Origin of the sequence: Nonomuraea soli (genome assembly GCF_013761175.1) — a bacterium.
In the GTDB taxonomy this organism is placed as follows: Bacteria; Actinomycetota; Actinomycetes; order Streptosporangiales; family Streptosporangiaceae; genus Nonomuraea; species Nonomuraea soli.
Window position 1 is genome coordinate 494301 of record NZ_JACDUR010000001.1, and the last position, 14476, is coordinate 508776.

At 71.2% G+C, this 14476-nt stretch carries 15 protein-coding genes; 4 read left to right on the forward strand and 11 right to left on the reverse strand.

Annotation, left to right across the window (positions count from 1 at the left end; all coding sequences use genetic code 11):
* Nucleotides 1-6 precede the first annotated feature (6 nt).
* Genes recO through HNR30_RS02385 form a run of 3 tightly spaced genes read left to right on the forward strand, consistent with a single transcriptional unit; the run spans nucleotide 7 to nucleotide 2518 of the window.
* The gene (recO, locus tag HNR30_RS02375; protein WP_181607962.1) at nucleotides 7-744 is read left to right on the forward strand and encodes a DNA repair protein RecO; all 738 of its coding nucleotides are present in this window, start codon (nucleotides 7-9) and stop codon (nucleotides 742-744) included.
* The gene (locus tag HNR30_RS02380; protein WP_181607963.1) at nucleotides 741-1520 is read left to right on the forward strand and encodes an isoprenyl transferase; all 780 of its coding nucleotides are present in this window, start codon (nucleotides 741-743) and stop codon (nucleotides 1518-1520) included. Before recO ends, HNR30_RS02380 begins: the two co-directional genes overlap by 4 nt.
* Before the next feature lie 44 nt (nucleotides 1521-1564).
* Nucleotides 1565-2518, forward strand: a complete 954-nt coding sequence (locus HNR30_RS02385; protein WP_181607964.1) for a S41 family peptidase — start codon at nucleotides 1565-1567, stop codon at nucleotides 2516-2518.
* Nucleotides 2519-2534: 16 nt separating this feature from the next.
* Here HNR30_RS02385 and HNR30_RS02390 read toward each other — a convergent pair whose 3' ends face one another.
* Nucleotides 2535-3461, reverse strand: a complete 927-nt coding sequence (locus HNR30_RS02390) for a hypothetical protein (protein ID WP_181607965.1) — start codon at nucleotides 3459-3461, stop codon at nucleotides 2535-2537.
* A 38-nt stretch (nucleotides 3462-3499) separates the two neighbouring features.
* Nucleotides 3500-4048 carry a CGNR zinc finger domain-containing protein gene (locus HNR30_RS02395; RefSeq protein ID WP_181607966.1) on the reverse strand — a complete coding sequence of 183 codons (549 nt, stop codon included), beginning with the start codon at nucleotides 4046-4048 and terminating at the stop codon, nucleotides 3500-3502.
* 67 nt (nucleotides 4049-4115) lie between these two features.
* On the opposite strand from HNR30_RS02395, the gene HNR30_RS49880 reads away from it, so the two are divergent.
* Nucleotides 4116-5033, forward strand: a complete 918-nt coding sequence (locus HNR30_RS49880) for a DMT family transporter (protein ID WP_181607967.1) — start codon at nucleotides 4116-4118, stop codon at nucleotides 5031-5033.
* On the opposite strand, the gene HNR30_RS02405 is transcribed toward HNR30_RS49880, so the two are convergent.
* The 9 genes from HNR30_RS02405 to HNR30_RS02445 form a co-directional block, all read right to left on the reverse strand.
* A complete protein-coding gene (locus HNR30_RS02405) occupies nucleotides 4973-5362 on the reverse strand; it encodes a Fur family transcriptional regulator (protein WP_181607968.1) in 390 nt (129 codons plus the stop codon). The genes HNR30_RS49880 and HNR30_RS02405 overlap by 61 nt on opposite strands.
* Nucleotides 5359-6189, reverse strand: coding sequence for a metal ABC transporter permease (locus HNR30_RS02410; protein ID WP_181607969.1), 831 nt, complete (start codon nucleotides 6187-6189; stop codon nucleotides 5359-5361). Before HNR30_RS02410 ends, HNR30_RS02405 begins: the two co-directional genes overlap by 4 nt.
* Nucleotides 6190-6226: 37 nt before the next feature.
* Nucleotides 6227-6985: a metal ABC transporter ATP-binding protein gene (locus HNR30_RS02415; RefSeq protein WP_246377366.1), complete on the reverse strand. Its 759-nt coding sequence runs from the start codon at nucleotides 6983-6985 to the stop codon at nucleotides 6227-6229.
* Between the two features lie 17 nt (nucleotides 6986-7002).
* Nucleotides 7003-7896 (reverse strand): metal ABC transporter substrate-binding protein, encoded by an 894-nt coding sequence (locus HNR30_RS02420; protein ID WP_312894191.1) that lies wholly within the window; start codon nucleotides 7894-7896, stop codon nucleotides 7003-7005.
* A 199-nt stretch (nucleotides 7897-8095) separates the two neighbouring features.
* On the reverse strand, nucleotides 8096-8938 hold the full coding sequence (gene fdhD / locus HNR30_RS02425; RefSeq protein ID WP_181607972.1) for a formate dehydrogenase accessory sulfurtransferase FdhD: 843 nt from the start codon (nucleotides 8936-8938) through the stop codon (nucleotides 8096-8098).
* On the reverse strand, nucleotides 8925-9758 hold the full coding sequence (locus HNR30_RS02430; RefSeq protein ID WP_181608910.1) for a 2Fe-2S iron-sulfur cluster-binding protein: 834 nt from the start codon (nucleotides 9756-9758) through the stop codon (nucleotides 8925-8927). The genes fdhD and HNR30_RS02430 overlap by 14 nt, the downstream gene beginning before the upstream one ends.
* Nucleotides 9759-9763: 5 nt before the next feature.
* Complete coding sequence (locus tag HNR30_RS02435; RefSeq protein ID WP_181607973.1) at nucleotides 9764-11479, reverse strand: NAD(P)H-dependent oxidoreductase subunit E; 1716 nt, start codon at nucleotides 11477-11479, stop codon at nucleotides 9764-9766.
* The gene (locus tag HNR30_RS02440; RefSeq protein WP_181607974.1) at nucleotides 11479-13371 is read right to left on the reverse strand and encodes a molybdopterin oxidoreductase family protein; all 1893 of its coding nucleotides are present in this window, start codon (nucleotides 13369-13371) and stop codon (nucleotides 11479-11481) included. Before HNR30_RS02440 ends, HNR30_RS02435 begins: the two co-directional genes overlap by 1 nt.
* Before the next feature lie 23 nt (nucleotides 13372-13394).
* Nucleotides 13395-14366 (reverse strand): 2-dehydropantoate 2-reductase, encoded by a 972-nt coding sequence (locus tag HNR30_RS02445; protein WP_181607975.1) that lies wholly within the window; start codon nucleotides 14364-14366, stop codon nucleotides 13395-13397.
* Nucleotides 14367-14476 lie beyond the last annotated feature (110 nt).

Below are 14476 nucleotides of genomic sequence, written 5' to 3' on the forward strand. Positions count from 1 at the left end.
ACGCAGGTGAGTCTGTATCGTGACGAAGGCGTTGTGCTGCGCACTTCCAAACTGGGCGAAGCCGATCGCATCGTCACAATTCTTACAAAACGCACAGGGAAGGTTCGCGGCGTCGCCAAGGGCGTGCGCCGCACCACCTCGCGCTTCGGCGCGCGCCTGGAGCCGTTCACCCACGTCGACCTGCAGCTCCACACCGGACGCACACTCGACGTGATCACCCAGGCCGAGACGCTCCGCCCGTACGGCGAGGCGCTCGCGCACGACTACCCCCGCTACACCGCCGGGCACGCGATGCTCGAGACCGCCGACAAGCTCACCCACGGCGAGAAGGAACCCGCGCTCAAGCAGTTCCTGCTCCTGGTCGGCGGGCTGCGCACCCTCGCCGACGGCAGCCACGAGGCACGCCTGGTGCTCGACGCGTTCTTCCTGCGCTCCCTGGCGGTCGCCGGATACGCTCCGGCGATCCACCAGTGCGCCAGATGCCAGGCTCCCGCCGTACGCGCCTTCGCCATCGTCGCCGGCGGAGCGGTGTGCGGGCCGTGCAGGCCCGCCGGCTCCGCCGTGCCCGCCCTGGAGACCCTCACGCTGATGGGCGCGCTCCTCAAGGGCGACTGGGCGAGCGCCGACGTCTCCGACAAGCGGCACCGGGCCGAATGCAGCGGTCTGGTCGCCGCTTACCTGCAATGGCACCTCGAACACGGCATACGCTCTCTGCGACACGTAGAAAGGGAGCCCGTCACGTGAAGTACCGCCCGCCGACCCCCCACCCCTCCGGCGCGACCCCGCCGCCGATCCCGCGTGATCTGGTGCCGCGGCACGTCGCCATCGTCATGGACGGCAACGGCCGCTGGGCCAAGCAGCGCGGCCTGCCGCGCACCGAGGGGCACAAGGCGGGCGAGTCCTCCCTGTTCGACGTGATCGAGGGCGCCCTGGAGCTGGGCGTGCCGTACCTCAGCGCCTACGCCTTCTCCACGGAGAACTGGAAGCGCTCGCCCGAGGAGGTGCGCTTCCTCATGGGCTTCAACCGCGACGTGATCCGCCGCCGCCGCGACGAACTGCACGCCATGGGCGTGCGCGTGCGCTGGGCCGGGCGGCCAGGACGCCTGTGGAAGAGCGTCATCTCGGAGCTGGAGACCGCCGAGGAGATGACCAGGGACAACCGCAAGCTGACGCTGCAGTTCTGCGTCAACTACGGCGGACAGGCCGAGATCGTCGACGCGGCGCTCAAGCTCGCCAAGGACATCGCCGACGGCAGGGTCAACCCCAGGAAGGTCAACGAGAAGGTCTTCGCGCGCTACCTCGACGAACCCGACATCCCCGAGGTCGACCTGTTCGTCCGCTCCAGCGGGGAGCAGCGCTTCTCCAACTATCTGCTCTGGCAGTCGGCCTACGCCGAGATGGTCTTCCTCAACCGCCTGTGGCCCGACTTCGACCGCCGCGACCTGTGGGAGGCCTGCGAGGTCTTCGCCAAGCGCGACAGGCGGTACGGCGGGGCCGTGCCGAACGAGGTCGCCGGATAAATCCGGGATGCGGCGGGGCCGCACCCGGTGAGAAGGTTGCCCCCATGACCTCGCGCAACGACCAGCTCGACCAGCTCTGCTCGCAGGTGTCCGACCACTACGTCTTCCCCGACGTGGCCAACGAGATCGTGGCGGTCCTGCGCGGCCGCATCGCGGAAGGCACCTACACCGGCCTCGACGACGACGCCGCGTTCGCCGAGGCCGTCACCCGCGACCTGCAGTCGGTCAACGGCGACAAGCACCTGCGGCTGGTCCACAGCGTCGACGTCGTGCCCGAGCACGACGCCTTCGACATGGAGGCCTACCGCCAGCAGGCCGCGCTCAGCGCGTACGGCTTCGCCCGCGTGGAACTCCTCGCGGGCAACGTCGGCCTGCTCGACATCCGCAGCCTCTACGACGCCGGGCTCGCGGGCGAGCGCGCCACCGCGGCCATGACCCTGGTGGCCGAGGCCGACGCGCTCATCGTCGACCTGCGCCGCAACGGCGGCGGCTCACCCGACATGATCGCCCTGCTGTGCAGCTACCTGTTCGACGAGCCCACCCACCTCAACTCGCTGTACTGGCGCGCGAGCGACACCACCGAGCAGTACTGGACGCTGCCCTACGTGCCCGGCGCCAGGTACGGCGGCGAGAAGCCGGTCTACGTGCTCACCAGCGCGTACACCTTCTCGGGCGCCGAGGAGTTCTCCTACAACCTGCAGTCGCGGTCGCGGGCGACCCTCGTCGGCGAGACCACCCGCGGCGGCGCCCACCCGGGGACGCGCTACTACATCGGGCCGCACCTGAAGTCGGCGGTGCCCAGCGGCCGGGCCGTCAACCCGGTGACGGGCACCAACTGGGAGGGCACCGGGGTGCAGCCGGACCTCAAGGTGGCGGCGGACGACGCGTTCGACGTGGCGTACGCGCTGGCGCTGCAGCACGTGCTCACCCTGGGGGAGGAGGGCGCCCGCCGGCCGGTGGCCGACGCCGCCCGCGAGGCGCTCCAGGAGCTCGGCTGACGCTGCTCCGGCACGCTTAGTCCGCTCCGGGTGAGACGAGCAGCCGCTCGCGCTCGCTCAGCAGCCGCAGCCGGTCCCGGGCGGCGGCCTCGCGGCCGTTGACGATCGCGGCGAGCATGCGCTCGGCCCAGCGCGCGACCTCCTGCACGCCCCGCTGGGTCTGCTTGATGCGGTCGTGCTTCATCGCGTCGGTGATGATGTTGTCGAAGAACGTGTCGACGAACCACCGCGTGTCGACCTCGGGCAACGTCGGCTTGGCGCGGATCCCGAGGTCGGCCAGCTCGCGGGCGAAGACGTCGAGCGCCCGCTGGGCCTTCCACACGGCCCGCTCCGCCTGCTTCAGCCGGTCGTGCTCGAACGCGTCCGCGACGAGGCCGCCGCCCAGCATGTCCCAGCCGGAGAGATTTCGTGCCGAGTCGAGCAGCTTGAGCACCGCGGCGACCTCGCGCTGCGCGGCGAGCCCGGCCTGGCGGGCCTCGTCGTGCTCGCGGATGGCCTCGCCCACGTCGGTCAGCAGGACGCCCAGCTCCGCCAGCCGCGCGGCATTCGGTTCCCCGCGCTCCAGGATGTCGCGCTCCCTGGCGGCCAGCAGCGCCGGGTAGGCGGCATGGGCGTCGCCGAGCCGCCCCAGCTCCCGCTCGATGCCTGCCAGATCCTCCAGGAGACCGGCCAGTCTCTCCGTCTCGCCTGCGAGGCGCTGCCACGCGGCCAGCGCTTCGGCGCGCTCGCGGGTGAGTCTCTCGTCGCGGGAGCCTGTCAGCCCGGCCAGGAACCCGCTGAACCCGCTCTCGAGCCGCGCGACGTCGCGTTCCTCTTCGGTTACCCGGCGCTTGAGCTCGGCGATCGCCCGCCGTACCTCGTCGGCTTGGTCGGTCGCGGCGGTTCGTTGCCGCCGGAGGTGGTCGCCGCGCCGGACGAGGGCCGCGCACTCTTCGAGATCCACGCCCGCTCCAACGAAAGGGGCGAAGGGCCGCGTTCCCGTCAGGCGCGGCGGCGGGCGCGGTAGGCGGCGACGTGCATGCGGTTGCCGCAGGTGCGGCTGTCGCAGTAGACGCGCGACCGGTTGCGCGACTCGTCGACGAACACGCGCTCGCAGTCGGGCGCCGAGCAGGTGCGCAGCCGCTCCCACTCGTCTTCCACCAGCAGGTGGGCGAGGGCCACGCCGCAGTCGGCGGCCAGGTGCTCGGCCAGGGCGGCGCCGGGGGCGAAGTAGTGGACGTGCACCGGGTGCCCGTCGTGCTCGGCCAGGCGCGGCGTGATGCGGGTGCCCTCGAGCAGAGCGTTGAGCAGCCGGATGGCGTCGGCCCGGTCGGTGGCGGAGAAGATCTCGTGGAAGGCGTCGCGCACCCGGCGTGCCTGGTCGAGGTCGCGCTGGGTGAGCTCGCCGATGCCGCTGATCTCGCGCGCGTCGACGAGGGCGCGCAGTTCGTCGAGGTCGAGCAGCTCTTCTCCCGCGGAGGTCGCCGGCGAGGTGTTGACCAGCGAGACCACGGTGCCCAGCGAATGCACCATGTCATGGCCAAACGGCATATTGACTCCTGACTGCGGCCGGTCCTAGCGTGAAGACTATCGCTGCGGTAGGCCATCGGGGGTTTCTGTGAGTGCACATCGCCGTACCGTGGCCATCGCGGTGGCAGGCGCGCTGATCATCTCCACGTCGGCTCTGCTCGTACGGCTGGCCGACGTCTCGCCGGCCACCTCGGCGTTCTACCGCTGCGCCTACGCCGTGCCTCCCATGGTCCTGCTGGCCTGGCTGGAGCGGCGCCGGCTGGGGCCGATGCCGCGGCGCGGGCTGTGGCTGTCGTGGTCGGCGGGCGTGTTGTTCGCGCTCGACCTGCTGTTCTGGCACCACACCATCGCCTACGTGGGCGCGGGCCTGGCGACCGTGCTGGGCAACCTGCAGGTCTTCATCGTGGCCTTCGCCGCCTGGGCGATCTTCCGCGAGCGGCCGAGCAGGAATCTGATGATCGCGACGCCCGTGGTGTTCGGCGGCGTCGTGCTGATCTCCGGGATCTTCGACAGCGCCGCCTACGGCAGCGACCCGGGTCTCGGGGTGCTCACCGGGGTGGCCACGTCCCTGGCGTACGCGGCCTTCCTGCTGCTCATGAAGGCCGCCCCGCAGCGGACGGCGGGGCCGCTGGCGCATGCCACGACCGTGGCGGCGGTGGCCATCGTGGCGCTCAGCCCGCTCTTCGGCGGCGCCGACCTGACCCCCTCGTGGCCCGCGCACGGCTGGCTGCTGCTGCTCGCGCTCGGGCCGCAGCTGATCGGCTGGCTGCTGATCACGTACTCGCTGCCCAGGCAGCCGGCGGCCCTGACAGCGCTGCTGCTGCTCGTGCAGCCGATGACGACGATGGCGTTGTCGGCGGTGCTGCTGGGGGAGCGGCCCTCGTGGCTGCAGCTCGGCGGCTGCGCGGTGATCGTGCTCGGCGTGCTCTACGGCTCGCGCCGGGCTCAGCGCGAGGTGCGTGAGACCGAGCACTCCGCGCAGGTGCCGAAGACCTCGACCGTGTGAGTCACCTCGGTGAAGCCGTGTTCGGCGCCCACGGCCTCGGCCCAGCGTTCGACGTCGGGCCCGGCGACCTCCACCGTGCTGCCGCACTGGCGGCAGACCAGGTGGTGGTGGTGGGAGTCGGTGGTGCACGCGCGGTAGACGGACTCGCCGTCGTCGGTGCGCAGCACGTCGACCATCCCGCCGTCGGCCAGCGCCTGCAGCGCTCGGTAGACGGTGGTCAGGCCGATCTTCGCGCCGTCGGAACGCAGCTGGGCGTAGACATCCTGGGCACTGCGGAAGCTGGCGCTGCTGCGCAGGATGTCGTGGACGGCATCGCGGCGGCTGCTCATGCTGCGGACTCCTTTCTGCGGCGAACGAATCTACCCAGTCCGAGCGCCAGAACGAATCCGGCGAGAGACACCAGGACGATCGCCGCACCGGGGGGAACCTTCGCAGAGAGCGTAGAGCTCAGCAGGCCCCCGACGGCGGCGACCACGCCGAAAACCATCGCCAGCCCCATGGTCGCCCGGAAGCCGCTGGTGAACTGCTGGCTGGTCGCGACGGGGATCACCATCAGCGCGCTGACCAGCAGCAGGCCGACGACCCGCATGGCGATGACCACGGTGAGTGCGGCGGTGATGGCGATCACCATCGACAGGAAACGCACCGGCAGGCCGCTGGCCTTGGCCACCTCCTCGTCCTGGCACAGGACGAACAGCTCGCGGCCGAACACCACGACGACGCCGATCACCGCCACGGCCAGGCCGGCGATGATCCACAGGTCCTCGGCGGCCACGGTGGCGATCGAGCCGAACAGGTAGGAGTTGAGCTTGGCGTTGCTGCCGCCTGGCGCGATGGCCATGAGCAGCACGCCGCCCGCGATGCCGCCGTAGAACAGCAGCGCCAGGGCCACGTCGCCGGTCGTGCGGCCCCGCGCGCGCACCAGTTCGATGGCCACCGCCCCGGCGACGCTGACGATGATCGCGGTCACGACGGGGGCGGTGCCGGTGAGGAAGCCGAGCGCCACACCGGTCAGCGCCACGTGGCCGATGCCGTCGCCGAGCAGGGCCAGGCGGCGCTGCACGATGAAGGTGCCCACGGCGGGCGCGCACAGGCCCACCAGCAGCGCGGCCACCAGGGCCTGCTGGAAGAAGGGCAGCTTGAGCAGCTCGATCACGGTGTCACCTGGGTGGTCTCGTAGGCTCGGGAAACGCTCACGGTTTCACCTGCCAGCTCTCCAGCGGGCTGCCGGGCTCGCGCTCGCCCGTGTGGGGGTGCAGGTGTTCGTGGCCGGGGCGGGCGCACTCGCCCTCGGGCTGCGGCGGCCGCCCGTCGTGGGCGATCAGCCCGTCGCGCACCACCACCCCGCGGGTGATGAGCGGCTCCAGCGGGCCCAGCTCGTGGGCCACGAGCACGATGGTCTTGCCCGCCGCGACCAGCGACTTGAGGGTGTCGGCCAGGAGCTGCTGGCTCTCGGCGTCGACGCCCGCGGTCGGCTCGTCCATGACGAAGGTGTCGGGCTCGCCGGCCAGCGCGCGGGCGATGAGCACGCGCTGCTGCTGGCCGCCCGACAGGTCCTGCACCCGGTCGCCTGCCCGGCCTGACAGGCCCACGGCCTCCAGGGCGCGGGTCACGGCCAGCTTGTCGGCCGCGCTGGTGAAGCGCAGCCGCTTCTGGCGGGCGATCCGGCCGGAGGCGACGATCTCGCGGACCGTGGCGGGCACGCCGCCGCCGATCTGCAGGCGCTGCGGCACGTAGCCGACGCGCCACCACTCGCGGAACCTGGCGGGCGGCGTGCCGTACAGCAGAGTCTGTCCCGCCGACAGCGGGGTCAGCCCGAGCAGCGCCCTGATCAGGGTGGACTTGCCCGAGCCGTTGGCGCCGAGCACGGCCACCACCTCGCCGGGGCAGATGGTCAGGTCTATGCCGCGAAGCACGTGACGGCGGTCCAGGGTCACCTGGCCGCCGGTCATCGCGAAAGTCGTGTCTGTCAAGAGCATCCCAGTGCGGTCCGCAGGGTCTGGAGGTTGGCGCGCATGGCCGACAGGTAGTCGCCCTGCTCGGGCCCGCTCTCCAGGGGGTCGAGCACCGCGGTCTTGGCCCCCACCTCTCCGGCGAGCACCTCGGCGACCTTGGGGCTGACGAGGGTCTCGGTGAAAATGGTAGTCACCTTCTCGTCCTTGGCCAGCTTCGCCACCTCCGCCAGGCGGGCGGGGGAGGGCTCGCTCTCCGGGTCGATCGTGATGCCGACCTGCTTGAGCTGGTAGCGGTCGGCCAGGTAGCCGAACGCCTCGTGGCTGGTGACCAGCGTCTTGCTCGTGCAGGTGCCCAGGCCCTTGGCCATCTCGGCGTCGAGCGCGGTCAGCTCGGCGGCGGCCTTGGCGGCCCGGTCCTTGAAGCCCTGGGCGTGCGCGGGGTCGGCCGCGGCGAGCTTGTCGCCGAGCTGGGTGGCGACGGTAGCCAGGCGGGAGGGGTCGAGCCAGATGTGCGGGTCGTAGGAGACCTCGTGCTCGTGCTCGGCGTGCTCCGCCTCGGTCTCGCCCTCGTGGCCTTCCTCGTGGGCGGCTTCGAGGGTCTTGACCGCGGTGGCCGCGTCGAAGCTCCTGTCGGTCGCGTGCTGCTCGATGGCCTCGTCGACGGCGGGCTGCACGCCCTTGATGTAGACGGCCATCTGCGCCCCGGCGATCTCGGCGACCTGCTGCGGGGTGAGCTCCAGATCGTGCGGCTCGACGCCGGGAGCGGTGAGGTTGGTGACGGTGATGTCGCTTCCGCCGACCCGCTCGGTCAGCCACTGCAGCGGGTAGAGGGCCGTGACGACCTCGCCGGCGCCGGTGGTCTCAGCGGCGCCGGTGCCGCAGGCTGTCGTGGCGAGGAGGGTGCCCACGGCGAGCAAACCAGCGGCACGCAGACGGAAATTTCCTGACATCATGCCGACCAGTATGCGGCAAAATGAAAACGGTTGTCAAAATCGACGATGGTGGGATGCCGCTCGGCCGCCGGGGGCCGGGACACGCCGGACGGCATCCCGCATCACCCCGGTCGGCGTGCGCGGGCCGAGCCGTGGCCCGTGCCCGGGGTGACGTCTACGCGCTCTCGCGCCCGCGCTCATCGACCTCCATCCGCTGCTCGCCCGCGTAGACGTTCATCGACTCCCCCCGCAGGAACCCGATGAGCGTCAGCCCCTCGGCGGCGGCGAGCTCCGCGGCCAGCGAGGAGGGCGCCGAGACCGCGGCGAGCATCGGGATGCCCGCCATCACCGCCTTCTGCACCAGCTCGAACGACGCGCGCCCCGACACCATGAGCACCGTCCCCGACAGCGGCAGCCGGTCCTCGCGCGCCGCCCACCCGAGGATCTTGTCGACCGCGTTGTGCCGACCCACGTCCTCCCTGACGCACAGCGCCGTGCCGTCCGGGGCGAACAGCCCGGCGGCGTGCAGGCCGCCGGTCCTGTCGAACACCCGCTGGGCCGAGCGCAGCAGGTCGGGCAGCGCGATGACGAGCGAGGGCGCCACCCTCATCGGGTCGTCGCGGACGCTCCACCTGGCGACCGTGCTCACCGCCTCCAGCGAGGCCTTGCCGCAGACCCCGCACGAGGAGGTGGTGAAGAAGTTGCGAGGCGCCGGCGCCGCCACGCCCGGCGCCAGCCGTACGTCCAGGACGTTGTAGGTGTTCAGCCCCTCGGCCGTCGCCCCCGCGCAGTAGCGGATCGAGGAGATGTCGCCCGCCGAGCCGACGGCCCCCTCGCTGACGAGGAAGCCGGCGGCCAGGTCGAAGTCGTCGCCGGGGGTGCGCATGGTGACGGTCAGCGGCGTGCCGTCGAGGCGGATCTCCAGCGGCTCCTCGGCGGCCAGGTGATCGATCCGCCGCGAGGGTACGGCGGAGCGGATCTTCAGCACCGGGCGGCGCAGCGCTCTATACGTAGCCATACCCGAAGCGTCCCTTCACGCACAGGTTGCCGTGGGTGACCGGGTTGTCGTGCGGGGAGGTGACCTTGACGATCCTGTTGTCCTGCACGTGCAGGGTGAGATTGCAGCCCACCCCGCAGTAACTGCAGATCGTCGTGGTCTGCGACTGCCGCGACTCGTCCCAGGTGCCCTCGGCGCGCATGTCGAACTCGCTCTTGAACGACAGCGCCCCCGTGGGGCAGACCTCGACGCAGTTGCCGCAGTAGACGCAGGCGGAGTCGGTCAGCGGGGCGTCGAACTCGGTCGAGATCGTCGAGTCGAAACCGCGCCCGGCGACGGCGATGGCGAAGGTGTTCTGCCACTGGTCGCCGCAGGCGTCCACGCACTTGTAGCACAGGATGCACTTGTTGTAGTCGCGCACGTAGAGCTCGTTGTCGACCTTCACGGGCTGCTCGACCCTGGCGGCCTCCTCGCCGAACCGCGCGGGGTCGGCTCCGTATTCGGCCATCCACTCCTTGGCCCTGGGCGTCGTCGACAGGTCGACCGACGACGCCAGGAGCTCCAGCACCACCTTGCGGCTGGAGGTCGAGCGCTCGCCCGAGGTGGCGACCTTCATGCCCGTCTCGGCCTTGCGCGAGCAGGAGGGCACGAGCGTGCGCGAGCCCTCCACCTCCACCACGCACACCCGGCACGCGTTCTTGGGCGTGAGGGTGTCGCCGTGGCAGAGCGTCGGGATGTCCTTGCCCGCCGTACGGCAGGCGTCCAGGATCGTGGAGCCCTCGGGGACGCGGACGACCTCCCCGTCGATCTCCACGTCGATCAGGCGGCGGGGCGGCTGCAGCGGGATCACTTGAACACTCCCAGGCGGTCGATGGCCGATTCCACGGCGTTCCACGCGGTCTGGCCCAGGCCGCAGATGGAGGCGTCGCGCATGGTCTGCCCGACCTCCCGCAGCAGCACCAGGTCGTCGGAGGTGACGCGCTTCGACAGCCGGTGCAGGGCCTCCTCCTGCCGCACGGTCCCCACCCGGCAGGGCACGCACTGGCCGCACGACTCGTCGCGGAAGAACTCGGCGATGCGCAGCAGGATGCCCTTGAGGTCGACGCTCTCGTCGAGCACCATCACCACGCCGGAGCCCAGCGTGGTGCCGGCGGCCCTGGTGCCCTCGAAGGTCAGCGTGATGTCGAGGTCGGTGACGAACGATCCGGCCGCCCCGCCCATGAGGACGGCGCGCACGTCCCCGGTCGGCTGGGCCAGGTCCAGGAGCTCGCGCAGGGTGGCGCCGAACGGGAGCTCGTAGACGCCCGGCCTGGCGACGTTGCCCGACACGCAGAAGAGTTTCGGCTCCGCCGCCCGGTAGGCCTCGGGGCCGCGCTCCAGGATCGGCAGCACGTTGACCAGCGTCTCGACGTTGTTGACCACCGTGGGCTTGCCGAACAAGCCCTTCTCCACCGGGAAGGGCGGCTTGGTGCGCGGCTCGCCCCGGTAGCCTTCGATGGAGTTGAAGATCGCGGTCTCCTCGCCGCAGATGTAGGCGCCGGCGCCCCGGCGGATCTCGATGTCGAAGCGGAAACCCTGCCCGAGGATGTCGTCGCCGAGCAGCCCCCGGGTGCGGGCGGTGGCGATCGCGTGCGACAACCGGGCGGTCGCCAGGGGATACTCGCCCCTGATGTAGAGGTACCCCTTGGCGCACCCGGTGGCGTAGGCCGCGATCGTCATCGCCTCGATGAGCGCGTACGGGTCGCCCTCCATGACCACGCGGTCCTTGAAGGTGCCCGGCTCGCTCTCGTCGGCGTTGCACACCAGGTAGTGCGGATGGTCGGGCTGCGAGGCCGTGGCCGCCCACTTGCGCCCGGTCGGGAAGGCGGCGCCGCCCCGCCCGACCAGCCCCGCGTCGGTGACCTCGCGGATCACCCCGGCGGGGCCCAGCTCGAAGGCCCTGCGCAGGGCCGCGTAGCCGCCGGTGGCCCGGTAGTCGTCGAGGCTCGACGGATCGACCGTGCCGACCCGCCGCAGGAGGGTCAGCCCGGCCTGGCCGCGCTGCGGCACCGGGGTCACCTCGGGCGCGTCGATCTCCCACGACGGGCGCTCACCGGCCGTCAGGGCCAGGCAGGCGGGCGCCCGATCGCACAGGCCGAGGCAGGGGCTGTCCACCCAGGTCGTGCCCGGCGGCCCCAGCTCGGCCTCGACGCGCTGCCGTACGCCGGCGGAGCCGTTCGCCGCGCAGGCCAGGTCGGTGCAGACGTGCAGCACGCGCGGTGTGCGCGGCTCCAGCGACAGCAGCGAGTAGAACGACGCGACGCCGTACGCCTCGGCGGGCGGGACGGTCAGGCGGCGGCAGATGTAGTCGAGCGCGCCCTCGCTGATCCACCCGACCCGGTCCTGCACCGCGTGGAGCGCGGGCAGGAGCAGGTCGCGTGCGGGTTCGGCGCGGGTGGCGAAGCGCAGATCGGCCTCGGTGCGAGCCCCGCCCTCCCATGCGGAGGCGGGCGGGCCGAGCAGGGCGTCGACCGCCGCGCGCTCCTCATCGGCGGGTTCGACGCCGCGCAGACGGATGTCCATCAGCTCACCGCCACGAGCTTCTCGACCCGGACGGCGGCCGCCTTGAACTCGGCCGTCCCCGCGATCGGGCAGGTCGCCTCGATGGTCAGGGCGTTGGTGTCGACCTCGTCGGGGAAGTGCATGGTCATGAAGACCAGACCGGGACGCAGGGCGGGGTCGATGTAGACGGGCGCGATCACCGAGCCGCGCCGCGAGGTGATGCGGACCTCCTCGCCTTCCACGACGCCTAATCTCACGGCGTCCTCGGGGCACAGCTCGATGGTCTCGCCGCGCCGCAGGGGAGAGGCGAAGCCCGACGACTGCACGCCGGTGTTGTAGGAGTCGAGGCGGCGCCCGGTCGTCAGGCGCAGCGGGTACTCCTCGTCGAGCAGGTCGACGGGCGGGGAGTGCCTGAGGATGCCGAACGGCGCGGGCGGGCCCGGGTTCTCGGTCCACAACCGGCCGTGCAGGTACGGGGGTTCGAGCTCGGTCAGCGACGGGCACGGCCACTGGATGCCCTGCAGCTCGGCCAGCCGCTCGTAGCTCATGCCCTGGTGGGCGGGCGACAGGGCGCGCAGCTCGTTCCACACCTCTTCCGCGCCGTCGTAGTGCCAGTCGTGGCCGAGGCGGCGGGCGATCTCGCACATGATCCAGATGTCGTCGCGCGCCTCGCCCGGCGGCTCGACCGCCTTGCGCACCCGCTGCACGCGGCGCTCGCTGTTGGTGAAGGTGCCGTCGGCCTCGCACCACGCGGCGCTGGCGGGCAGCACCACGTCGGCCATCTGCGCGGTCTTGGTGAGGAAGATGTCCTGCACGACCAGGTGGTCGAGCATCGACAGGCGCTTGACGCAGGCCAGCGAGTCGGCCTCCGACTGCACCGGGTTCTCGCCGATGAGGTAGCAGGTGGTGACCTCGCCCTCGGCCATGCCCTCCAGCATCTGGGTGAGGTTGAGGCCGTACCTCGGCTGGATGCCGATGTTCCACGCCTGCTCGAAACGGGTCCTGACGGTCGGGTCGAGGATGTCCTGGAAGCCCGGCAGGCGGTTGGGGATGGCGCCCATGTCGCCGCCGCCCTGCACGTTGTTCTGCCCGCGCAGGGGAGAAAGGCCCGAGCCGTAGCGTCCGACGTGCCCGGTGAGCAGGGACAGGTTGATCAGGGCGCGCACGTTGTCGGTGGCGTTGTGGTGCTCGGTGATGCCGAGCGTCCACACCAGCTGCGCCCGGTCGGCGCGGGCGTAGGTGTGGGCCAGTTCCCTGATCGCCTCGGCGGGCACGCCGGTGACCTGCTCGGCGACGGTGAGGGTCCACGGCTCGACGGAGGCGGCGAACTCCTCGAAGCCGGCGGTGGCGCGCTCGATGAAGGCCCTGTTGTGCAGGCCGGCGTGGATGATCTCGCGGGCCACGGCATGGGCGAGCGGGATGTCGGTGCCGACGTTCAGCCCGAGCCACCGGTGCGCCCACTGGGCGGTGCCGGTGCGCCGGGGGTCGACGGCGAACATCCGCGCGCCCTTCTTCAACCCCTTCAAGACGTGGTGGAAGAAGATGGGATGCGCGTTGCGGGCGGCCGAACCCCACATCACGATCACATCGGTGTCCTCGACCTCCTGGTAGGAGGAGGTGCCTCCGCCGCTGCCGAACACGGCCGACAAGCCCGCCACGCTGGGGGCGTGGCAGGTGCGGTTGCACGAGTCCACGTTGTTGGTGCCCACCACCACGCGGGTGAACTTCTGGCCCACGTAGTTCATCTCGTTGGTCGAGCGGGCGCACGACAACATCGCGAAGCAGTCGGGCCCGTGTGCCTCGATATTGCGGCGGAAGCCTTCGGCGGCCCTGTCGAGCGCCTCCTCCCAGCTCGCCTCGCGCAGCACGCCGTCCTCACGCACCAGTGGACGGGTCAGGCGGTCATAGCTCATGATCCCTCCATTCTGTATACAGCCTACGGTATGAGACTTTCGTTGAGTAGGTCGCTCACCGCGTGGATCGCACGCAGGGTGGGCACCTCGGCCCCGGTCAGGTCGGCCAGTTCCACGACCGCGGCCAGCAGCACGTCCAGTTCGAGCGGCTTGCCCTTCTCCAGGTCCTGAAGGGTCGAGGTCTTGTGGTCTCCCGCCTTCTCCGCGCCCGCCAGGCGGCGCTCGACGGAGACGCCCGGGTCGCACCCGACCCGGCGCGCGACCTCGACGGTCTCGCGCATCATCGCCATGACCAGCTCGCGGGTGCCCTCGTGGCGGGCGATGCCGGCCATGGTGGCGCGGGCCAGTGCGCTGATCGGGTTGAAGGCGATGTTGCCCATCAGCTTGATCCACACGTCCTTGCGCAGGTCGGGCTCGACCGGGCACTTCAGCCCGCCCTCGACCATCGCCTCGGAGAACTCCCGGCACCTGTCCGTCGGCAGGCCGGTCGGCTCCCCGATGGAGAAGCGGGTGCCCTCCAGGTGGCGGATGACGCCGGGCTCTTCAATCTCGGTGGCCGCGTACACGACGCAGCCGATGGCGCGCTCCAGCGGCAGGGCGGCGGTCACCGTGCCGCCGGGGTCGACGCTCTCGATGCGGTAGCCCTCGTACGGCCCCGGCAGGCCGTGGAAGTACCACCAGGGGATGCCGTTCTGCGCGGCGATGATGCTCGTGGCCTCGTGCAGCAGCGGCTCGATCATGGGGCCGGCGGCGGCGTAGCCGTTCGCCTTCAGGCCCAGGAAGACGTGGTCCACCTGGCCGACCTGGGCTGGGTCGTCGGTGGCATGGGGGTGGGCGGTGAAATCGCCCCGGGGGCTGAGCACCCGCACACCGTGGCGGCGGATCGCCTCCAGGTGGTGGCCTCTGGCGATGAGATGTGTTTCGACTCCGGCCTGGTGCAGGGCGGCTCCCACGTACGCGCCGATGGCGCCGGCGCCAAGAACAGCGACCTTCATGCTGCGCTCCGTTCTCGCGTCGGATTGTGCATTCGGTATACAGTATGGAAAAATGCCGGTCAAGGAGTCGCCCATGACTGTTGTCGGGACTGGACTTGATACACGTCGGC